Here is a 21,475-nt window from a genome sequence, read left to right on the forward strand (position 1 = left end):
TTACAATCATACCCGAAACCGACATCTAAAAAAATATGTCGCCGTCTTCTCAGACAGCGACAATGATTAGGTCAGTCAGTTAGCCAATTGTGCATCCAATCGACCGCACCCGTTACTCCATCTTCCGACAGCCGTTCGAACGTATCTTTCTCCGTGAACACATGCCAACTTCCTTCTAATGAATCACTCAACATCAAATAAGGGATTCCTGCTTCATCGTAAGCGTCACCCGGTGAACTTGCTAACGAACGTACTTCTAGTTCAGCGAATGGCGCCCGTTCTAGTACTGGATAGGATTTCATCCCTTTCGTCCGAACGTATAGTGGACCATCACCAGTCCCAAGAATATCGAGCATGACGACCGCTTCCACTTTTTCTTTTTGCTCCCCTAGCCGTTCAAGGAAATCGTCACTCGCTTCTCTAGAGTCGCCGTTTCCATTCAAAAAGACATATCGAATCGTATAGTCTGGCATTTCCTCGTTCATCACCTGCATCAGATGATATAAGACCGTAGACGGACCGACGGCAGACAAATAATGGGCTCCGTGCCAGGAAGAATCGAGTCGTGACATGAGAATGATCTCCCGTTCCGATTTTCCTTGTTGGACAAACTCGACATATGGGATCTCTTCACGATAAGGTTTGACTCGAATCATTTCCCCGTCCTTCAGTTGTTCAGCCGTATCCAAGTCTACCCCTGTACCATCTAACTTCATATAGGATGACGTGAAAACGAAACCCGTCTCATATGGGTCGTCTTCATAAGGGGTGATCAGGTATCCTGCAGCTTCTGCAGATGCGAGCTCTGACAAGTACGCGTTCGCTTCCTGGTCATTCAAAACCTCACCTGCGTAATCGACGGTATACGCATCCTCGATGTTGTCATATGAAAACTTTGTTGTCGGTAAGACGACCACTTTTTCTTTCACATCCGGAATGTCTTGTCCCCACGTCATATGTAGAATCGTACCTTTGAACGGTTGATCAAACGTCATCGATGAAAACCCCTCATACGTTTCGTCCCCCACTTCAATCTCAGTCCAGCCGGTTATCCGTTCTGTGTAAAGGAGGTTTCGATCCATGTCGATAGGTAACTCGGTTCCGAATGATTCAAAAAAGTCGGCACTCTCCCAACTATCCGCATTTCGATCAACTGATGAAATATATTCCGCGGTCTCGAGCGGCGTCGAATAAATTGGATTGAAGAAAAGAACAACTGTCGCGATTGAACGCAACAAACTAAACACGATGATCATGACACGATCTCCATTCATCAATAAATTGCTATGTATACCATTTTTTATTATATACAGCTATTTATGGTCTGACTATTCAATTTTTTATAAATTTAAATATAATTTTAGAAACTGAATGTCATATTCCGACCACAAGAAAAGCCCGTTCGAGTTGAACGGGCCCCTTGTAAATTTTGAAGCTTATACGCCTTCGTATGCTGCGTACATGATCTCTTTCAATTCTTCAACGAGCGGCATTTTCGGGTTGGCCGTCGTACATTGGTCTTCGAATGCGTCGACTGCCATCTTGTCGATCTTCGCATCGAGTTCTGCTTTCTTGATGCCTTGCGCCTTGAACGAAAGTTTGATGTTCAAGCGTTGACCGAGCTCGATGATCGCTTGGACGAGTGACTCGACACCTTCAGCTGTCGTGCTTGCTGGAAGTCCGAGGTAACGCGCGATTTCTGCATAACGTTCGTCTGCGATGAATGACTCATATTTCGGGAACGCCGCAAGTTTCGATGGGCGTGTCGCGTTGTAACGGATGACGTGTGGCATGAGAATCGCGTTCGTACGACCGTGTGGGACGTGGAACTCTCCACCGATTTTGTGAGCGATCGAGTGGTTGATACCGAGGAATGCGTTCGCAAACGCCATACCCGCCATCGTTGAAGCGTTGTGTACTTTCTGACGAGCTTCCGCATCGCTACCGTTTTCATACGCTTTTGGTAGGTAGTCGAAGATCATCTTGATGGCGCGGAGGCAAAGTCCGTCTGTGTAATCATTCGCCATGACGGAAACATATGCTTCGATTGCGTGTGTCATGACGTCCATTCCTGTATCAGCCGTGATTGAAGCTGGAACGGTCATGACGAACTCAGGGTCGACGATGGCGACGTCTGGTGTGATCGCATAGTCAGCAATCGGATATTTCACGTTACGTTTTTTATCTGTGATGACAGTGAACGGTGTCACTTCAGAACCTGTACCAGACGTTGTCGGGATGGCGATAAACATTGACTTGTTACCGAGTGTCGGGAACTTATATGTCCGTTTGCGAATATCCATAAATTTCTGGCGTAGATTCGAGAACTTCTCTTCTGGACGTTCGTAGAAGAGCCACATGCCTTTCGCAGCATCCATCGGTGAACCACCACCAAGTGCGATGATCATGTCTGGTTGGAAGTGACGCATTGCTTCGGCACCGTTCATGACCGTTTCAACAGATGGATCCGGTTCGACTTGGTCGAAGATGCGGTACTCGACACCAGCCGGCAAGTTTTTGATGACTTTGTCAGCGAATCCGAGTTTGACCATCATTTCATCCGTGACGATCATCGCCCGTTTTTTCGTTGTGAGCGATTGAAGATATTGTACTGAGTTTTTCTCGAAATAGATTTTTTCAGGTACTTTGAACCATTGCATATTCACGCGACGTCTCGCCACCTTTTTCACGTTGAGTAGATGTTTCGCCGTCACGTTTTCTGAGACGGAGTTTTTACCGTAAGACCCACAACCGAGCGTAAGGGATGGTGTCATTTCGTTATAAAGGTCACCGATTCCACCGTGTGCTGAAGGTGAGTTGACGATGATGCGGCAAGCTTTCATACGGAGACCGAACTCAAGGATGGCATCGTCATCTGTTGAGTGGATGACAGCCGTATGACCGAGACCACCAATCTCGAGCATTTTTTCAGCGATTGCGAATCCTTCTTCACGTGATTGAACTTTATACGCACCGAGAACCGGGCTTAATTTTTCGTGAGAGAGAAGTTCCGTTGCGCCAACTGTTTCAAGCTCTGCAATCAAGATCTTCGTGTCCGCTGGTACTTTGAGACCTGCCCGTTCAGCGATCCATGCTGCCGGCTTCCCGACGATTTCAGGGTTGACCGCACATGTATCTGTTCGAATGACGAGTGTTTCAAGTTTTGCTTTTTCTTCTGGTGAGCAGAAGTAGCAACCTAGTGCCGTCATCTCTGCTTTCACTTCTTCATATACTTCTTGATCGACGATGATCGCTTGTTCAGACGCACAGATCATTCCGTTGTCGAACGTTTTTGAAAGGATGACGTCTGAGATGGCACGTTTCACTTTCGCAGTCTTATCGATATAGGCTGGTACGTTACCAGGTCCGACACCGAGTGCTGGTTTACCAGTCGAGTAAGCCGATTTGACCATCGCTGCCCCACCCGTCGCAAGGACCATCGCCACGCCAGGGTGGTTCATGAGCGCTTTCGTCGCATCGAGTGACGGAACTTCAACCCATTGAATCAAGTTTTCAGGAGCACCTGCCGCCACTGCTGCGTCACGGAGGACACGAGCCGCTTCGCTTGAACATTGTTGCGCTGATGGATGGAACGCGAAGATAATCGGGTTACGTGTCTTGATGGCGATGATCGCTTTGAACATCGTTGTCGATGTTGGGTTTGTGACCGGTGTGACCCCAGCGACGACACCGACTGGTTCCGCGATGTATGTGATTCCGTTTTGAACGTCATCTTCAAGGACGCCTACCGTTTTCTCACCACGGAGTGAGTTATAGATATATTCTGTCGCGAAGATATTTTTGATCATCTTGTCTTCAAAGACACCGCGACCTGTTTCTGTATGTGCTAATTTCGCGAGTGTGACGTGTTGCTCGAGTCCCGCAAGCGCCATCGCCTGTACGATGTGATCAATTTTCTCTTGGTCGAACGTCATCAACGTATCGAGTGCCTTATGCGCACTTGCTACGAGCGTGTCCACCATTTGTTCTGCCGTTGTTTCCACTTTTGCTTTCTCTTTGACTGCCATGTTAGGTTCCTCCTCATAAGTGAGAGCTTTTTATGAACATATTGACTTGATGGAAGCACATTGTGATGACTGTTTTTAGAGATTGTGCTTTCCTTCACATTCATAGAATACAATGTTTTTCAGGTTTTGTGGGTGACAAGAATGTGAACTCTTTCACAATATTTTTTTATCTGTTATTGATAGCTCTTGATTTTTGTATGCGTCCTCAGTAAAATCGAATTCGTTTTCATGAAAATATATCAAACCTTCAATGTAAACGCTTACATATTTTGTGTCGATTCAATCTCTACTATGATGTATCAATCATCACATCAACCCGTTTTTAGGTTCAACTGCACCTAACTCGTGTATAATGAAAATAGAACCTAACTAGGAAGTGAATCTATTATGCCGAAACAAGATGCAGCGGACCAGTTTGTCAAACTGATTCCTTTAATTCGTCGTAAATTGTTACGTCGATCTGATTTTCCTCAAATTCTAAACCTGAACTTCTCTCATTTCCATCTATTGATGTTGATTGAGGACGAGGGGGCTGTCACGAATGGACGAATCAGCGAGACACTCTCCATCGCGCCACCGAACGTTACCCCGCTCATCACGAAATTATTGAACGAGGGGTATATCACGCGGGTGCCAGACGAGCGGGATCGCCGCGTGATTTGGAATCAACTGACCGAGGAAGGTGAACGAATCTTACTTGAGCGCAGAGACTCATTCCGTAGACTATTCGAGGAACGTCTCGCCTTTTTGAATGAGGACGAAACTGACCGACTCATTGAGAGTTTGAAGACACTTACAGAGATTGTCGAGAAGATGGACAAAGGTGACAAGTAAAACTTTTCTCGTCAATTCCCACAACTTCTTATATAATCTGTAATGAATCTACGTACAAATGGAAAGAGAGATGACATGTAATGGGTCGTAAATGGAACAACATTAAAGAGAAGAAGGCGTCAAAAGATGCGAACACGAGTCGCGTCTATGCGAAGTTCGGTCGCGAGATTTATGTGGCCGCTCGTCAAGGGGAACCTGATCCTGAGTTGAACCAGTCATTAAAATTCGTTGTGGAACGTGCGAAGACGTATAACGTGCCCCGGGCGATCATTGATCGTGCCATCGACAAAGCCAAAGGTGGCGATGAGGAAAATTTCGATGAACTTCGATATGAAGGGTTTGGTCCGAATGGTTCGATGGTCATCGTCGATACATTGACGAATAACGTCAACCGTACGGCTTCAGAAGTTCGTGCCGCTTTCGGTAAAAACGGAGGCAACATGGGAGTCAGTGGCTCGGTCGCATATATGTTCGATGCAACTGCCGTCATCGGTGTCAATGAAATGTCGGCAGATGACGTCCTCGAACTCATGATGGAACATGACCTTGATGTGCGTGATGTTATCGAGGAAGACGAGACGGTCATCGTCTATGCAGAGCCAGAAGCGTTCCACGCCGTTCAAACTGCATTCAAGGCTGCCGGTGTAGAAGAGTTTGCCGTTGCGGAATTGACGATGCTCCCGCAGAACGAAGTGTCACTCGATGACGCTTCGCAAGAACAGTTTGAAAAACTAATCGATGTGCTCGAAGACTTGGAAGATGTGCGCCAAGTGTATCATAACGTCGAAATGTAACACGTAAGCGATAACTTTCACGAGTTATCGCTTTTTTTCATATTCGATTTGACAAGGGTCACATCATATGTTAAATTTCAAAAAGTCTTTACCATATTAAAGTGATACCAAGAGAAAGAAAACGCGAAAGGTGTTGGATCGATATGAACGCAGTATTACTTGCAGTCATCGTCTTATTTGCGCTCGCCATCAGCCGAGTGCACATTGTATTATCATTAATCTTAGCGGTGCTTATCGGAGGGCTTGTTGGAGGACTTGGGTTCAACGATACGTTGACCGCCTTCAGTGACGGTCTTGGTGGTGGAGCGAGCATCGCACTCAGCTACGCGCTTCTCGGTGCATTCGCTGTCGGGTTATCGAAGACGGGGCTTCCGGACGTCTTAGCTGAAAAATTGATTGCGATGTCAGGTCGTGACGTATCAGGCAAGCGTGTGATGTACGTTAAAGCATTCCTGTTGTCACTCATCTTATTGTTATCCATCAGCTCTCAAAACTTGCTTCCGATACACATCGCCTTTATCCCGATTGTGATTCCGCCGTTACTCGTGCTGTTCAATGAGTTGAATGTAGACCGTCGTCTCGTAGCGACCATTTTGACGTTCGGTCTTGTGACACCATATATGTTGTTACCTGTCGGGTTTGGTGGGATTTACTTGAATGAGATTCTCATCGCGAACGTTGAAGCGAACGGCTTGACTGTCGGAGACGTCAACATCATCTCGATCATGGGCATCCCGGCATTAGGGATGGTCGTCGGATTGATAGCGGCGTTCATTCACTACCGGAAACCGAGAACGTATGACACGATTGCACTCGGACCAACTGATTATGAAGTACGTCAAATGAGTGGTTTGAAGATGATCATGACACTCGCTGTCGTTCTCATCGTCCTCATCGTTCAATTGCAGACCGAGTCGATGATCGCCTCTGCGGTGACTGGTTTGATCTTGCTTTCAATCTTCCGCCTGATTCCATGGTCTGAGGCAGATGATATCTTCACAAGCGGCATGCGCATGATGGCATTCATCGGGTTTGTCATGATCGCCGCAAGTGGATTCGCTGCCGTCATCCGCGAGACAGGTGCGATCGAACCGCTCGTCAACGGAGCGAGCGATTTGATGGGTGACTCTAAACTCATTGCCGCTCTAGTCATGTTGCTCGTCGGCCTTGTCATCACGCTCGGAATCGGTTCAAGTTTCTCGACCGTTCCAATCATTGCTGCGATTTTCGTCCCGCTCTGTGTACAATACGGGTTCTCAGTCGAGGCGACCATCGCCATCATCGGGACTGCAGGAGCGCTTGGGGACGCAGGTAGCCCAGCGAGTGACTCGACACTCGGACCTACGAGTGGATTGAACGCTGACGGTCAACACGATCACCTACGTGAAACGGTTTGGCCAACGTTCTTACACTACAATATTCCACTCATCATCTTTGGTGTGATTGCCGCGATGGTGCTTTGATCATTTTTTCCGTCGTGAATAAATGGTTCCTAATAAAATGAGGATGAGAATAAACCAGATTCCCGTATACATGAGGATTTCCGTGAACATAAAACTCCTCCTAAACAAAAGATAAGGAGCGACGGCTGTCGCTCCTTTTTATGATGAGGTTTTTAATTCGGTCTTGCAAGTATCGAGATACGCATCGACGACCTCTGCTACTTCTCGTCCTTCCCGAATCGCCCATACAATCAGGCTTTGGCCTCGCTTGGCATCCCCCGCGACAAAGATGTTTTCCGTTGCCGTCTGGAAGTCTATCGTCTTCTCGACACCGATTTTCCGCAACTCGTGCTCTGGTCGTTCAAATCCAATGGCGACGAGGACGAGGTCCGCCGGATACGTCTCTATCGAATCTTCCTCCACGAAGAAGGTTGCCTGACCATCAGGGTTGACGACTTTCGTCATCCGTTCCGTTTCAATCCCTGTGACACGTCCTTCTTTCGTGACGATTTGGTTGGAGCGAATCAAATACGTTCTCGGGTCTTTCTCATAGACCGCGAGTGATTCCGCATACGCATAATCCGTCGTAAGCGTGTCCGGTTGAAGTGGCCAAGGTTTCTCTGGTGCACGAAGCAACCCTTTTGACGGGTGCTTCCCAAATTGAACGACTGATTTTGCACCTTGACGGATTGCTGTCGCCACACAGTCGGCTCCTGTATCTCCACCCCCGATGACGATGACATTTTTGTCTTTGGCGTCATGTTCTGGTGATCGGGTCGTTCCTTTTCGCTTGTACATCGATGCCGTCAAATAATCCATCGCCATTTCAACACCACGTGCATCATCCCCGTCAATCCCGAGCGTGCGCTGTTTCTGAGCGCCTGTCGCGAAAATCACCGCATCGTATTGGTTCCGAAGCGCCTCCACTGTCACATCCGTACCGACCTCAATGTTCGTCTGGATGACAATTCCCTCTTGTTCGAGCAACCGAATGCGACGTCTCACGACATCCTTATCCAGTTTCATGTTCGGGATTCCGTACATGAGTAGCCCTCCCGGTTCATCCGCCTTCTCAATGATGGTGACCGAATGTCCGAGTTGGTTCAGTTGGTCGGCAGCTGCCAATCCAGCCGGCCCACTTCCGATGATGGCGACTGTCATCCCGCTTCTTCGATGAACCGGTCTTGGTTTCACCCAACCTTCTTCAAACGCCCGATCGATGATGGTTCGTTCAATCGATTTGATCGCAACCGGATCTTCACTGATTCCGAGTGTACAAGACCCCTCACACGGTGCGGGACAAACTCGACCCGTAAACTCCGGGAAGTTATTTGTCTCCATCAATCGGTGATACGCTCCCATCCAGTCCGATTTGGTCACAAGCTTGTTCCACTCCGGGATATAGTTGTGAATCGGGCACCCAATCGTCTCTTGTCCAATCATATCCCCGACATGACAGAATGGAGTGCCACAGTCCATACAACGTGCAGCCTGCTGTTTGACGGATTCGTCATCCATTCGTGTCGCATATTCTTCATAATCCTTCACTCGCTCATCCACAAGACGCTCAGGTAGTGTGGACCGTGCGATGTTTAAAAAGTTATGTTTCATGCGTTACCCCCCTCAGTCACAACCCGGAACAATTCAAGTGCTCGGTCCGCTTCGCTCAATTCCGGTCGATTCGCCTCGATTTGACGCATAACGTCCAATACATTCGCATAATCTCGAGGAACGACCTTTACAAAGTGAGAGCGAGCTTGTTCGAACGACTCTAAAATAGTCCGTGCTTTAACACTGTCTGTATGAAACTGATGCGCTTCGAGAAGTGCATAAATTTGTTCCATATCTTCATCGTTCAATTCTTTTACGACGGAGACGAGCTCCTCGTTGACGAGTCGATCGTACGCTTGATCCCCATAAAGATATGCGACGCCACCTGACATGCCGGCTGCAAAGTTCCGTCCGACATCACCGAGGACGAGAACCGTTCCCCCGGTCATATACTCACATCCATGATCGCCGACTCCTTCGACGACTGCCGTCGCCCCGGAATTTCGAACGGCAAAACGCTCGCCGACGTGACCGTTAAAGAAAGCTTGTCCGCTCGTCGCTCCGTACAAGCAGACGTTTCCGGCAATCATTTGTTTACTTTCATCAAACGGTGCATGTTTTTCAGAGATCAATGCTAATTTCCCACCGCTCAAGCCTTTCCCGATATAATCGTTGGCATCCCCGATGACGGAAATGGTGATCCCTCGTGGTAAAAATGCTCCTAGGCTTTGTCCGGCTGATCCACTGAGGCGAAGCGAAATGGTATCATCCGCTAAACCGACCTGACCGTGAACTTTCGTCACTTCAAACCCCAACTGCGTCCCGACGGCGCGATCGGTGTTTCGGATGCGACCAACGAAGAAGGTCGGTTGCAACGAGTTGATTGACCGTGAGACTGCCGGAATCAATTTTCGGTGATCATAGGAACGGTATGCCGGGTGAGCGACTTCTTCACGCTCAGGAAGTGGTGTCGGCATCGAGAGCATCGGTGCTAAATCTAACCGTTTTGCTTTCGGATGTTTCGTCTTCCATTCACTTTCTTCGAGAAGATCCGTTCGACCAATCACGTCGTCTAATGATGTCACACCGAGTGATGCTAAAATTTCTCGTACTTCTTCTGCCAAGAACGTCATCAGGTTGACGACGTGTTCTGGTTTCCCCATAAATTTCTGACGAAGCACAGGGTCCTGTGTCGCCACACCGACCGGACACGTATCTAAATGGCATGCACGCATCATAATACATCCAAGGACGACGAGTGGCGCTGTCGCAAACGCAAACTCTTCCGCCCCGAAGATGGCAGCTAGGACGATGTCTCGCCCCGTCATGAGCTTTCCATCCGTCTCAAGTGTGACTCTCCCCCGTAACCCGTTCAACGCGAGCGTTTGATGCGTCTCTAAGAGTCCAAGTTCCCAAGGAAGACCTGTGTGCTTGATTGATGTCTTTGGAGAAGCACCGGTTCCACCATCATATCCACTGATGACAATCGTATCGGCATTCGCTTTCGCGACACCGGCTGCAATCGTCCCGACGCCTGACTTCGAGACAAGTTTCACACTGATTTTCGCCTTAGGATTCACATGCTTTAAGTCAAAGATGAGTTGGGCCAAGTCCTCAATCGAATATATATCGTGATGTGGAGGCGGTGAGATGAGTCCAACCCCCGGAACGGATCCACGCACTTCGGCGACCCATGGGTACACCTTATTTCCAGGAAGTTGGCCACCCTCACCCGGTTTTGCCCCTTGCGCCATCTTGATTTGAATTTCATCGGCATGGTAAAGATATTCTGCCGTCACCCCGAATCGTCCGCTCGCGACTTGCTTGATGCGGCTGATGCGTTCGTTTCCAAACTCATCCGGGACGAAGCGGGCCCGGTCTTCCCCGCCTTCTCCAGAGTTACTTTTCGCACCGATCTGATTCATGGCGATAGCGAGCGTTTCATGCGCCTCTTTCGACAAGGACCCAAATGACATCGCGCCTGTCTTAAAACGGCGAACGATCGACGTGACTGGCTCTACTTCTTCGAGCGGGACAGGACGTTGTGTTTTAAATGCAAACAACTGTCGAATGAACTGTCCTGATGATTCATGCAGCTTCACATAAGCATCATAATATTTACGTTCATTCTCACGACAGGCACGTTGCAACAAATGAATCGTCTTCGGATTGAATGCATGTTCTTCTCCGTCTGCACGCCATTGGAAATCACTTCCCGCCTCGAGCGGACGATTCGTCGCATAGGCGGACGTATGGAGTGTTCTCGCTTCGTTTTCAAGTTCTTCAAATCCGATTCCAGACAGTTGGGACGTCGTTCCCCTGAAATGCGTCTCAATCAAATTGCAATCTAATCCGACGGCTTCGAAAATTTGGGCCCCACGGTAGCTTTGAATGGTCGAGATACCCATTTTCGACATGATTTTGACGATGCCTTCGACAACTGCTTTTTGATACGAGCGAATGGCCTCTTCAAATGAATGCGCAATTTGTTTACGTTCGACTAAATCTCTTATCGTCGCATAGGCTACGTAAGGATATACCGCATCTGCCCCATACCCAATCAAGGTCGCTGCCTGATGCACTTCTCGAACTTCACCACTCTCACAAATGAGACTACAGTTCGAGCGCAAGTTCTCTCGAATCAAGTGTTGATGAATCGCACTCAGTACGAGAAGAGACGGCATCGCAATCCGTTTATTACTGACGAGACGGTCAGATAGGACGATCACGTTCGCACCATTTCGTACAATCTGGCTGACCTGTTGCAAAAGGGCTTCAAGCGACGCCTCTAAATCATTTGTAAACGTCGTATCGACTCGTTCGAGCTTGAGCTTCTCGGCAAGTTGCTTGAGGGTTGCCCCATCAATCATCGGATGATTCAACCACACACGTTTCGCGTGACCTCGTCCAGTATGGACCGGATTTCCTTGCGGACCAATCCAAGTAAACGTAGCCGTGACAATTTTCTCCCGTAACGCGTCGATTGGCGGGTTGGTCACTTGCGCGAAGTGTTGTTTGAAATAATGGAACAAGGAACGGGGCCGCGTCGAGAGCACCGCAATTGGTTGGTCATGCCCCATCGAGCCGATTGGATCTTTTTCGTCTTTGATTAACGGAACCATATACTGTTCAATGTCTTCTTTCGTATATCCAAACGCACGTTGCACACGTCCGAGTTCAAGTAGTTCTTCTTCAACGACCTCTCGATCCTCAATGGTCATCATCTGCTTAAGCCATTTGTGATAAGGCTCTGACTTCGCAATCGTCTCTTTGATCTCATGATCAGGAATCAATCGCTTTTCAATCAAGTCAATCAACAACAACTGTCCTGGTCTTAGACGTTGTTTGGATTTGACGTTCTCTGCGTCAACCGGAATGACTCCTGTTTCAGAGGAGAGAATCAATTCCCCGTCCAATGTTTCGACATAACGCATCGGACGCAAGCCGTTACGATCTAAAATAGCTCCGATTTGCCTTCCATCTGTGAAGACGACTCCAGTCGGTCCATCCCACGGCTCCATGATGGATGAATGATACTGATAGAAGTCGCGCTTGAACGGTTCCATCTTTCCTTCGACAAATGGTTCAGGAATCAACATCATCGCCGTGTGGGCGATCGAACGACCTGTTCGTGTGAAGAATTCAAAAGCGTTATCGAGCATGGACGAGTCGCTCCCATCCTCTTGAAGCACAGGGAACAAGTGTTGAACGTCTTCGAATAAGTCTGTTGACGTGACCCCTTCCCGTGCTCGCATCGCATCGATATTTCCACGAAGCGTATTGATTTCCCCGTTATGGACTATCATGCGGTTCGGATGTGCTCGTTCCCAAGAAGGGAACGTATTCGTCGAGAAACGAGAATGGACGATGCCGAACGTGCTTTTATAGTGAGGAGATTGCAAGTCCAAATAAAATGCGGCGATTTGATTTGGCGTCAACATCCCTTTATATACGACCGTTCTCGTTGACAGGCTTGCGATATATAGGCGTAATGATTCGACTTTTTCGATTTTTCGACGAAGTTCATAGAAGACGCGTTCATTCGCATCCTCGTCTAGGAATGGACATGAGATAAACCATTGATAGATGACCGGTTGTGTGACCCGCGCATGTTCCCCGATTTGCATCGGGTCGACAGGTACTTCGCGCCATTCGATCGTCGAACAATCCAGTTCATCCGCCATCCGTTCCATCAACGTGATCTTTTCGTGAAGCTGATTCTCAGACGGCTGAAAAAAAACCATTCCGACAGCGTAACGACCGAGTGACGGAAGGTTCATGGTTTGCGTAAACAATTCGTGTGGAATCTCAGTCATGATACCCGCCCCATCACCAGCATCGATGACACCTTCTCCTCCTCGGTGCTCTAAATTACATAACATGGAGAGCGATTTTTGAACGATTTCATGTTTCTTTAGCCCATGTAGATTGACGTAAAGTCCAATCCCACACGCATCTTTCTCAAATTTTGAGTCATACAAACCAACTCGACTCATATCATCGACCCCTTTCACTCACAGTTTCGTAATTAACATTTTGTTCTAAATATTCTGAAAAATCAAGTGAGTTGCATGCATTTTTGCATAATAGAAATCTCATTTAGTCATATTGAAAGCGTATACATGACTGTTATCAATGGATTTATCGTTTTTAGTTATGTTCAATAAAGAATAAATATCCATAAATATTATTTATTTATAGGTTCTTCAGAACATAAAAAAAGGATATCCTGAAGATACCCTTTTCTTGATTATTGTTCTACTGTTTTACGCGGATGATGTAAAAACGATTTCGGACGTTTCCACAAAATCAATCCGATATACCCAATCGCAAGCAATGCGAGGGCGCTGACAATCACAACATAGAGTGTGCCTTCTTCGATTCTCGCAAATATTCCGATATATGCCCAGACGAATACGAGTGGATAGATGAAATCATGATGCCACCACATAAAGAGAAGGGCAAGAATCACACCGACCATCAGCATAAGAGAGGTCCAGGCGAGTTCATCAAGACCTAACAGCGACGTGATCTGTTCCGTCTTCATCACAACGAACGTGTTGACGATGGTCGCGACTGATACCCAGCCGATGTAGATGGAGAACGGGAACCGATCGAGCCAGCTCGTAGACGTCCGAAAAGCGATATAATACAACCAGCACAGCGTAGCCAGGAACAACACCATGATGACAAGTGAGACGACGAACCATTCGTTCGTGAATGCCAATAGCCATAAACCATTCAGCACGCAAGAGACTAAAAATCCGGCTTTCATCCGCTCGGCTTGACGATTCGCCGTCGTCCCTTTCTTCAACTGGAGCACCAGCCAGACAAGTAACGCGACATAGATGACACCCCAAATCGAGAAGGCGTACCCTGCCGGCTTAAAGTAGATATCGATGCGGTCCGAAACCGCCGCGTTGTCGCCGCTCGCGAAATAGTTGATGACGACGGTCGCTAAAAAAGCAACCCAGTTTACAATCGGCCATTTTGATAAGTCCATAAGCACGATCTTCTAAATGAAGATCAAACACCTCCTTTTGTAACATAATATTAAATACCCGCATCCATGTGACTCTACACGTACAAAGGGGCTCGCATATGCGAACCCCTTCTCCATTAAAAGTCGATTTCGTCTGGATCTGGTCCGAGACGTTCTCCTGTCGCCACTTGATCGATCTTCGCCAAATCGTCCGCATCGAGTGAGAAGTCGAAAACATCAAAGTTCTCACGGATTCGATGTGGTGTCACCGATTTCGGTAGCGCGACATGACCGGATTCAAGGTGCCAACGGAGCACAATCTGAGCCGGTGTCTTCCCAAGTTTTTCTGCAATTTCAGAAAAAGCAGGGATGTCTAAAAACTTACCTTGCATGAGTGGACTCCACGCCTCGATCTGAATCCCTTCATCTTGGCAGTAATCCAACAAATCAGGTTGCGGGAGTTGTGGATGAAGTTCAACCTGATTGATGAGTGGCGCCATCAGACCGGCTTCTTTCAATGTTTCTAAATGGTGTTCTTTAAAGTTGGATACACCGATTGCTTTGATTTTTCCGGCTTCATATAAATCGATGAGATCTTTCCACGCATCGACGAACCCATCAACCGGCCAATGCAACAGACAAAGGTCCAAATAATCTGTCTGGAGTCGTTTTAACGAGTCTTCGAATGCCTCTTTCGTTTTGCCTTCACGAATGTCATCATTCCAAATCTTCGACGTGATGAACAATTCAGAGCGGTCTACACCTGAGAGATGAATTCCCTTCGCAACGCCCTCTTCATTTTTATAGATTGCAGCCGTATCGATGTGACGATAGCCTGTTTTGATCGCTTCAACGACAGCAGCTGGCGCCTCGGTTTCATTATCGACCTTCCAGACCCCAAAGCCGATCATCGGAATTTCGACCTTATTTCGTAATGTAGCGTAAAGCATCTCATTCATCCCCTTTTCATTCTAACGAGATGATTGTATCATACCCGACAATTTATTTCGGAAAACTAAATCGTCAAATCTTTTCGGGTGAATCGGAAGAACGAGAGTGCTGAAAAGATAGTCAAGAGACCGAGTAACCAGATGAAATGGATGCCCCAATACTCCTCACGCATGATGGCACCTGCGTCAAAGAGAGAGAAGAATGAGAGGTTTGACATCCAATCGAATTGATCGCTCACTCCTTGGATGATATTCATCACGAGAAAGAACGTGTATATCCCGCCCGTCACCATATAGGATTTACTACTATCATCGAATAGACTCGCAATCACATAAGCGGCCACGCCTAGGACGAGCAACATGAGCGCCCCATTCAATTGAAGCATCCACAGAACCGCATAATCGATTTGTAAATCGAACAGAAGGTCCGCTACCATTAAACTCAATCCATTCAGACCGACAAATAGCCCGACTGCCACAATCAACACAACGAAGCTTGACATCACATACGTGACCCGAGAAATCGGTGCTGCCATATACAACATGATTTCTCCAGAATCGACCGGTTTGGCCAAGAGTTTCGAGGCGAAAGTCAATGCGAATAAAACCGCGAGCACGTAGAAAATCAACCCATAATAGTTGCTCGACAATAGATTGAGAACGTTGTCCATCGCCATCGACGCGTTGATTTGGAAGACGTCGAGAAGCTCAGGTGGCAACGATTCTAATTTCGCCTCAATTAAGCCTGTTTCTTGAATAGATGGGAAGATGGCGGCTAAGAAAAAGAGATATACGCTGGTCCCGATTGAATATCCAAGAATCCAACTGCGATTCTGTTTCAACATGGAGCGAATTAACATGTCATGTCGCCTCCCCGTAATACTGCATGAACAAATGTTCGAGCTCGTCTGTACCGCTTGACAATGATTGAATCTGGAAATCCGCCAACGTTCGAATGAGATGGTTCAACTCTGATGGTGTGGAGATGGTGACCTCGACATGCATGCCGTCCCGTTCACCAGAATCGGCCGCGAATCGAACGGCTTCCGCTTCCGTTGAAAATTCGATTCGATACCGTTTCACGCTATGTTGTCGTAATTGTTCCATATCCTCTTCGATGATGATGCGTCCATCTTTAATCAACGCGGCACGGTCGCACGTCCGCTCCATCTCAGGGAAATGATGAGAACTCATGAGAATCGCTTTCCTTAATTGCTTTTCTTCAATTAACCAATCGACTAGACGCTCTTGCATGAGCGGGTCTAATCCGCTCGTCGGTTCATCCAAAATATAGACGGGCACATCTTTCATGAAGCAGGTGATGATAGCAAGCTTTTGCTTCATCCCTTTTGACATCTTCCGTACTTTCGTCGCCTCATCGAATGAAAACCGTTCACGTAATTGCCGTTCACGATCCGGATTCGTTTTGTGCAGATGGCGCGTCAATCGAATGATTTCTTCCCCTGTCATGTTTTGGGGATAATTAATTTCTCCCGGCAAATAGCCGACGCTCTGCTTCACTTGCTCCGTCTCCTGCCAACAATCGAATCCGTTGATAGTCGCCTTGCCTTCACTCGGCTTCAACAGACCCATCAAATGTCGAATCGTTGTGGATTTCCCAGCGCCGTTCGGTCCGATGAATCCGAAGATTGTTCCTGGTGTCACATGAAGGGATACATCAAAAATGCCATGTGTATCATCAAATCGTTTCGTCAATCGCTGAATCCGAATCATCTCGACCCCTCCTTTTTTGTAATATCTTAACAATATGATTACAAAACTAGTATATCACGTTCTTTTTTGAAATGGAAATGGTATATTGATTACAAAACTAGAGAAAGGAGCGCTTCGATCAATGGATGGATTTGCGAAACGCACCGAAGAAAAACAACAAGCGATCTTACGTGCCGCTTATGACTTGATGACAGAGAAGCAATCCCGATTTAAAATCAGTGAACTAGCGAAACGAGCGCATGTATCCCCTGTATCCATCTATAATTACTTCGGTTCAAAAGACCAGGTCATCGTGGAAATCTTAAAGCAAATGACAGAAGAGCAGATGAGTTGGATTGAACAGGCGATTGAGTCGAACGCTCCCTTCGATGCGTTACTCGTCGAGATCCTAAAACGAAAAATCCAGACGGCGGTTCTCTTTGACGAGACCATCACAGCAATGATTCAACAAGACCCGAACTGGGAACAGCTTGCGACTCGAGGATATACTGCTTTCGCCCGGTTGATTGAATACGGGAAGGCCCAAGGGTCAATCGATTCGACGTTATCCACTTCTTCTTATTTACGCTATGTACAATTCATGCAACAGGCTATCCTGTCCGATCCTCAGTTTTCAATCGAGAATATGAAGGAAACGATGGACGTCTACTTTCATTTCTTTTTGAATGGGGTCATGAAACGGTAAAAGGTGACTGTCTCAAGCAAGCAGACAGTCACCTTTTTTATGTGTGATAGATAAAGTCTTCAATTGGATAGAGCGATAGATCCACTTCCGCGTCTCCTGTCAGAACGAGGTCACTCAACACTTTTCCGATGAACGGGCCGACCGTCAAACCGGATGATCCCAGACCGTTCGCGACCAACAGTTTTTCTGCCCCAGGCACCCTTCCGAGTACGGGAATTGAATTCGGTGTAACCGGACGGAAGCCGACTTTCGTCTCAACGAGTTCTGCCTCAGCAAGTCCAGGTGCCGACTCCAAACCTTTCGTCAGTACTTCGTGTACACCGATTGCAGTCGGACGAACGTCGAACGCTTTTCCTTTCTCATGTGTCGAACCGATGACCACTTTCCCGTCGTCAAATCCGAGTAAATAGCGGCGTCGTGGCGGCATGACGACCGGCCAGTCAGATGCATCTGTATCCTTCAACTGGACGTGGACGAGCTGGGCCTTTTCCCCTTCGACTCGTACCGTATATCCAAGAGGCTGTAACAGCTCCGGTAACCAAGCACCCGTCGCAAGGATGATTTCATCCGCTTCATATCTCACTCCGTCACACTCCACACCAATCTCATCTCCGCTCGTCAACCGTGCTGAACCGTTGACAAATGTGACGCCACGCTTGATAGCGACTCTCTCAAGTGCAGCGCGAAAGCGACCGCCGTCGACTCTAGCCCCTCCTGTCACGAAGAGTGCATCGTATTCATCGGATAACGGTGGGAAACGATGTTGTGCCTCTTCAGCAGTCAGTCGTTCGAGTTCACCGATTTCTGGTGCTTCTTCTCGACGAAGCAAAGTTCGCTCCATCATCTGGTCGAGCTTTGTTTCTTCATGGAGCGCAAGCGTCCCGACACGTTTGTATCCGGTGTCCGTCTCCCCTTCAGCCTCCAGCTCTTTGACGACCTTAGGATAATAGCTTGCTCCGCCTTTCGCCAGTGCATACCAAGCTTTGTTGCGTCGCTGCGCAATCCACGGACATACGATTCCAGCCGCGGCATCCGTTGCTCTTCCTTCTTCTTTCCGGTCAATGACCGTTACATCCGCTTTACCAGCTAAATGATAGGCAGCCGAAACACCGACGATCCCTGACCCGATAATCACTATTTTCTTCATCATAAATCTGTCTTGCTCAGACAGATGGACACATCCTTTCGTAAAAAAATCATCGACCCAACGGATCGATGATTGATTATTATTCTCTCATCGCTAGACGATAAAGTAAATCTAACAACTCGATGTAGAGCCACACGAGCGTGACGATTAATCCGAATGCCGCGACCCATTCCAACTGTTTCGGAGCCCGAGCTTCGACTTGACTTGCGATGAAGTCGAAATCTAAGACGAGAGCGAGTGAAGCGACGATGACAATCACGAATTGAACACCGATCGCAAGTGGGCTTGAACCGGTCATGAATGCCAAGCCTGAACCGAACAAACTCATAACGAGTTGCACAAGATATAACAACATGACTGTGAACATGGCTGCCATGACACCGGCTTTAAACTTCTGTGTCACTTTGACAAGCCCTGTCGTATAGACAAACCACATCGCAAAGGCGACGACAAACGTCGTTAATACGGCACGTCCCACAATACCAGGGACCATCGCTTCAAAGAAATACGAAATCGATCCGACGAAGACACCTTCGATAATCCCGTATAGGGGTGCGACGATCGGAGCCGTATTTGGTTTAAACGTGATGAGCAAAGCAAAGATAAAGCCGAGGATGAGTGACCCGATCATGAGCGGGAACAAGAGCCCTTCTCCAATCGTCGGGACGACAAGCCATGTCGTACCGGCTGCCGCTGTCACGAGTAAAAGCAAGGTGAACACTTTAGACCATGTTCCCGCTTTCGTCATCGGTTCGGCACTGTAAGCTGAGGACTGCATTGATTTACGAAGTAATGGATTCGATTTTAAGTTCAACGTTGAATAGCTCCTTTATGGTTCAGTTACTGTTTTGCGAACACGTCGATGAACGCGCGCATATAATCTGGTAAGTCTGGCGGACGACGACTTGAGACGATATGTCCGTCGACGACGACCGGCTCATCATGCCAAATCGCTCCCGCATTTTCCATGTCATCTTTGATTCCAGGCGTGCTCGTCACGTTCACCCCGTCTAGAATGTTCGCAGAAATCAACACCCAACCGGCGTGACAGATTTGACCGATTGGTCGTTTTTGTTCATCCATATAACGGACGAATCCTTTCACCGAATCGAAACGGCGCAATAAGTCAGGAGACCATCCGCCTGGCACGAGGATCGCATCGAACGATGTAATGTCCACATCATCAAACGCCACGTCAGATTTTGCTGGCACACCGTATTTACCGATATATGCGTGATCGGCCTTCTCCCCAGCGAGGATCACGTGCGCTCCCTCTTCACGAAGGCGATGCACCGGGTACCAAAGCTCTAAATCCTCGAAGTCATTACTGACAAGTTGAAGGACTTTCTTCCCTTGTAGTTTCATCAAACCCCTCCTTTTATTCATTCCCCATTATACCCGAAAGCGACAGTCACGAAAACGAAGAATCATGATTGTTTTTCCAGGATATTGATTGTGGATGATTCTTACCACTATATCTTGTGTTTCCTCCCTACAATTGATACCTTTAGTGGTAGAAGAATGAGAAGGAGGCACATCACCTATGAAGCAATATCATGACTTATGTCGACACATCCTCGACCAAGGTGTCGTAAAGGAAGACCGGACCGGGACCGGGACAACGAGTGTATTTGGTTACCAAATGCGTTTCAATCTGCAAGAAGGGTTCCCCCTGATTACGACGAAAAAATTACATATTCGTTCCATCATTCACGAACTATTATGGTTCATCTCAGGAGAGACAAACGTCCGATACCTTCAAGAAAACGGGGTCCGTATTTGGAATGAATGGGCAGACGAGGAAGGTAATCTGGGTCCGGTGTACGGTTCACAGTGGCGTTCATTCCCACGCCCGGACGGCTCGTCCGTCGATCAACTGGCTCAAGTGATTGAACAAATCAAAACGAATCCAGATTCGAGACGGTTGATCGTGTCGGCATGGAACCCAGGACAGCTTGACGAGATGGCCCTCCCGCCATGTCATCTATTGTTCCAATTCTATGTCGCTGACGGGAAGCTCTCGTGCCAGTTATATCAACGAAGCGCCGACACCTTTTTAGGTGTTCCATTCAACATCGCATCGTATGCACTTTTGACGCACATGGTCGCACACGTGACCGGACTCGAAGTCGGCGACTTTGTCCATACCCTTGGTGATGCACACATCTACCACAACCATCTCGAACAAGTGGAACTTCAGTTGTCGCGTGACCCACGTCCGCTACCAAAACTCAACATTGTCCGAGACGTCCCTTCAATCGAATCATTCCGTTTTGAAGACTTCGAAATTCTAGGATATGATCCACATCCACATATCAAAGGAGAAGTGAGCGTATGATTTCACACGTCGTCGCATATGGATTAGGTCGTGAAATCGGGAAAGACAATGATTTATTATGGCGATTGCCAGATGACTTGAAACACTTTAAATCTATCACGTCTGGTGGCACGGTCGTCATGGGAAGAAAGACGTTTGAGTCCATCGGTAAAGCGTTGCCGAACCGACGCAACATCGTCGTCACATCTGATGTTTCCTTTTCAGCCGATCAAGTCGAAGTGTGGCATGATTTAGAACGTCTCGTCGAAATGAGTCAACAGGAGGAATGGTTTGTCATCGGTGGGGCCACGTTATATGAACAGACGATGCCGATGACGAGCCGGATCTATGCAACGGAGGTCGCTGCATCGTTCGAGGCCGATACGTATTATCCCGAACGGATTGGGGAATGGTCAATTACGAGTACAATCGACCACCCGCAAGACGAAACACATGCATATGCCTTTTCATTCAAACAATACGACAAAACAGACATCGCATCATGATGTCT

The 21,475-nt window shown here is 47.7% G+C and carries 17 protein-coding genes; 6 read left to right on the forward strand and 11 right to left on the reverse strand.

From position 1 onward, the window contains the following. Window positions 1-71 precede the first annotated feature (71 nt). Window positions 72-1,256, reverse strand: coding sequence for a zinc-binding metallopeptidase family protein (locus tag KNO72_RS00855; RefSeq protein WP_214757056.1), 1,185 nt, complete (start codon window positions 1,254-1,256; stop codon window positions 72-74). Window positions 1,257-1,436: 180 nt separating this feature from the next. After that, window positions 1,437-4,028 (reverse strand): bifunctional acetaldehyde-CoA/alcohol dehydrogenase, encoded by a 2,592-nt coding sequence (adhE, locus tag KNO72_RS00860; protein WP_214757057.1) that lies wholly within the window; start codon window positions 4,026-4,028, stop codon window positions 1,437-1,439. Window positions 4,029-4,415: 387 nt separating this feature from the next. On the opposite strand from adhE, the gene KNO72_RS00865 reads away from it, so the two are divergent. The 3 genes from KNO72_RS00865 (at window position 4,416) to KNO72_RS00875 (ending at window position 7,119) form a co-directional block, all read left to right on the forward strand. Next, complete coding sequence (locus KNO72_RS00865; RefSeq protein ID WP_078146836.1) at window positions 4,416-4,862, forward strand: MarR family winged helix-turn-helix transcriptional regulator; 447 nt, start codon at window positions 4,416-4,418, stop codon at window positions 4,860-4,862. An 80-nt stretch (window positions 4,863-4,942) separates the two neighbouring features. Next, a complete protein-coding gene (locus KNO72_RS00870) occupies window positions 4,943-5,656 on the forward strand; it encodes a YebC/PmpR family DNA-binding transcriptional regulator (protein WP_012726206.1) in 714 nt (237 codons plus the stop codon). Window positions 5,657-5,799: 143 nt separating this feature from the next. Next, window positions 5,800-7,119, forward strand: a complete 1,320-nt coding sequence (locus KNO72_RS00875) for a Na+/H+ antiporter family protein (protein ID WP_214757059.1) — start codon at window positions 5,800-5,802, stop codon at window positions 7,117-7,119. A 138-nt stretch (window positions 7,120-7,257) separates the two neighbouring features. On the opposite strand, the gene KNO72_RS00880 is transcribed toward KNO72_RS00875, so the two are convergent. The 6 genes from KNO72_RS00880 to KNO72_RS00905 all read right to left on the reverse strand — a co-directional run bounded on the left by KNO72_RS00880 (window position 7,258) and on the right by KNO72_RS00905 (window position 16,815). Continuing rightward, complete coding sequence (locus KNO72_RS00880) at window positions 7,258-8,709, reverse strand: glutamate synthase subunit beta (RefSeq protein WP_214757060.1); 1,452 nt, start codon at window positions 8,707-8,709, stop codon at window positions 7,258-7,260. Beyond that, complete coding sequence (gene gltB / locus KNO72_RS00885) at window positions 8,706-13,145, reverse strand: glutamate synthase large subunit (protein WP_214684373.1); 4,440 nt, start codon at window positions 13,143-13,145, stop codon at window positions 8,706-8,708. Before gltB ends, KNO72_RS00880 begins: the two co-directional genes overlap by 4 nt. A 254-nt stretch (window positions 13,146-13,399) precedes the next feature. Then, window positions 13,400-14,152: a tryptophan-rich sensory protein gene (locus KNO72_RS00890; protein WP_078146831.1), complete on the reverse strand. Its 753-nt coding sequence runs from the start codon at window positions 14,150-14,152 to the stop codon at window positions 13,400-13,402. Window positions 14,153-14,268: 116 nt separating this feature from the next. Beyond that, on the reverse strand, window positions 14,269-15,081 hold the full coding sequence (locus tag KNO72_RS00895; RefSeq protein ID WP_214757061.1) for an aldo/keto reductase: 813 nt from the start codon (window positions 15,079-15,081) through the stop codon (window positions 14,269-14,271). A gap of 65 nt (window positions 15,082-15,146) precedes the next feature. Beyond that, window positions 15,147-15,941: an ABC transporter permease subunit gene (locus KNO72_RS00900; protein ID WP_214757062.1), complete on the reverse strand. Its 795-nt coding sequence runs from the start codon at window positions 15,939-15,941 to the stop codon at window positions 15,147-15,149. Between the two features lies 1 nt (window position 15,942). Next, window positions 15,943-16,815: an ABC transporter ATP-binding protein gene (locus KNO72_RS00905; RefSeq protein ID WP_214757063.1), complete on the reverse strand. Its 873-nt coding sequence runs from the start codon at window positions 16,813-16,815 to the stop codon at window positions 15,943-15,945. Between the two features lie 121 nt (window positions 16,816-16,936). Here KNO72_RS00905 and KNO72_RS00910 point away from each other — a divergent pair, with 121 nt between their 5' ends. Next, window positions 16,937-17,500, forward strand: a complete 564-nt coding sequence (locus tag KNO72_RS00910; protein ID WP_214684379.1) for a TetR/AcrR family transcriptional regulator — start codon at window positions 16,937-16,939, stop codon at window positions 17,498-17,500. 37 nt (window positions 17,501-17,537) lie between these two features. On the opposite strand, the gene KNO72_RS00915 is transcribed toward KNO72_RS00910, so the two are convergent. The 3 genes from KNO72_RS00915 to KNO72_RS00925 form a co-directional block, all read right to left on the reverse strand. Continuing rightward, complete coding sequence (locus KNO72_RS00915) at window positions 17,538-18,650, reverse strand: NAD(P)/FAD-dependent oxidoreductase (protein WP_312048784.1); 1,113 nt, start codon at window positions 18,648-18,650, stop codon at window positions 17,538-17,540. A gap of 76 nt (window positions 18,651-18,726) precedes the next feature. Beyond that, a complete protein-coding gene (locus KNO72_RS00920; RefSeq protein ID WP_074037099.1) occupies window positions 18,727-19,461 on the reverse strand; it encodes a Bax inhibitor-1/YccA family protein in 735 nt (244 codons plus the stop codon). Window positions 19,462-19,487: 26 nt separating this feature from the next. After that, window positions 19,488-20,012, reverse strand: a complete 525-nt coding sequence (locus KNO72_RS00925; RefSeq protein ID WP_074037100.1) for a type 1 glutamine amidotransferase domain-containing protein — start codon at window positions 20,010-20,012, stop codon at window positions 19,488-19,490. Window positions 20,013-20,190: 178 nt separating this feature from the next. Between KNO72_RS00925 and KNO72_RS00930 the strand changes: the two genes are divergently transcribed. Together KNO72_RS00930 and KNO72_RS00935 are read left to right on the forward strand one after the other, a co-directional pair. Continuing rightward, the gene (locus KNO72_RS00930) at window positions 20,191-20,985 is read left to right on the forward strand and encodes a thymidylate synthase (protein ID WP_214684381.1); all 795 of its coding nucleotides are present in this window, start codon (window positions 20,191-20,193) and stop codon (window positions 20,983-20,985) included. Beyond that, window positions 20,982-21,470, forward strand: coding sequence for a dihydrofolate reductase (locus KNO72_RS00935; RefSeq protein ID WP_214688801.1), 489 nt, complete (start codon window positions 20,982-20,984; stop codon window positions 21,468-21,470). Before KNO72_RS00930 ends, KNO72_RS00935 begins: the two co-directional genes overlap by 4 nt. The last annotated feature ends 5 nt before the right edge of the window (window positions 21,471-21,475 follow it).

The organism is Exiguobacterium sp. s123, assembly GCF_018617075.1.
Classification (GTDB): domain Bacteria; phylum Bacillota; class Bacilli; order Exiguobacteriales; family Exiguobacteriaceae; genus Exiguobacterium; species Exiguobacterium profundum.

Bases quoted from the DNA above. Each gene is read 5' to 3' on its own strand.
- KNO72_RS00855 (WP_214757056.1), bottom strand. From the start codon at position 1,256: ATGATCATCGTGTTTAGTTTGTTGCGTTCAATCGCGACAGTTGTTCTT.
- adhE (WP_214757057.1), bottom strand. From the start codon at position 4,028: ATGGCAGTCAAAGAGAAAGCAAAAGTGGAAACAACGGCAGAACAAATG.
- KNO72_RS00865 (WP_078146836.1), top strand. From the start codon at position 4,416: ATGCCGAAACAAGATGCAGCGGACCAGTTTGTCAAACTGATTCCTTTA.
- KNO72_RS00870 (WP_012726206.1), top strand. From the start codon at position 4,943: ATGGGTCGTAAATGGAACAACATTAAAGAGAAGAAGGCGTCAAAAGAT.
- KNO72_RS00875 (WP_214757059.1), top strand. From the start codon at position 5,800: ATGAACGCAGTATTACTTGCAGTCATCGTCTTATTTGCGCTCGCCATC.
- KNO72_RS00880 (WP_214757060.1), bottom strand. From the start codon at position 8,709: ATGAAACATAACTTTTTAAACATCGCACGGTCCACACTACCTGAGCGT.
- gltB (WP_214684373.1), bottom strand. From the start codon at position 13,145: ATGAGTCGAGTTGGTTTGTATGACTCAAAATTTGAGAAAGATGCGTGT.
- KNO72_RS00890 (WP_078146831.1), bottom strand. From the start codon at position 14,152: ATGGACTTATCAAAATGGCCGATTGTAAACTGGGTTGCTTTTTTAGCG.
- KNO72_RS00895 (WP_214757061.1), bottom strand. From the start codon at position 15,081: ATGCTTTACGCTACATTACGAAATAAGGTCGAAATTCCGATGATCGGC.
- KNO72_RS00900 (WP_214757062.1), bottom strand. From the start codon at position 15,941: ATGTTAATTCGCTCCATGTTGAAACAGAATCGCAGTTGGATTCTTGGA.
- KNO72_RS00905 (WP_214757063.1), bottom strand. From the start codon at position 16,815: ATGATTCGGATTCAGCGATTGACGAAACGATTTGATGATACACATGGC.
- KNO72_RS00910 (WP_214684379.1), top strand. From the start codon at position 16,937: ATGGATGGATTTGCGAAACGCACCGAAGAAAAACAACAAGCGATCTTA.
- KNO72_RS00915 (WP_312048784.1), bottom strand. From the start codon at position 18,650: ATGATGAAGAAAATAGTGATTATCGGGTCAGGGATCGTCGGTGTTTCG.
- KNO72_RS00925 (WP_074037100.1), bottom strand. From the start codon at position 20,012: ATGAAACTACAAGGGAAGAAAGTCCTTCAACTTGTCAGTAATGACTTC.
- KNO72_RS00930 (WP_214684381.1), top strand. From the start codon at position 20,191: ATGAAGCAATATCATGACTTATGTCGACACATCCTCGACCAAGGTGTC.
- KNO72_RS00935 (WP_214688801.1), top strand. From the start codon at position 20,982: ATGATTTCACACGTCGTCGCATATGGATTAGGTCGTGAAATCGGGAAA.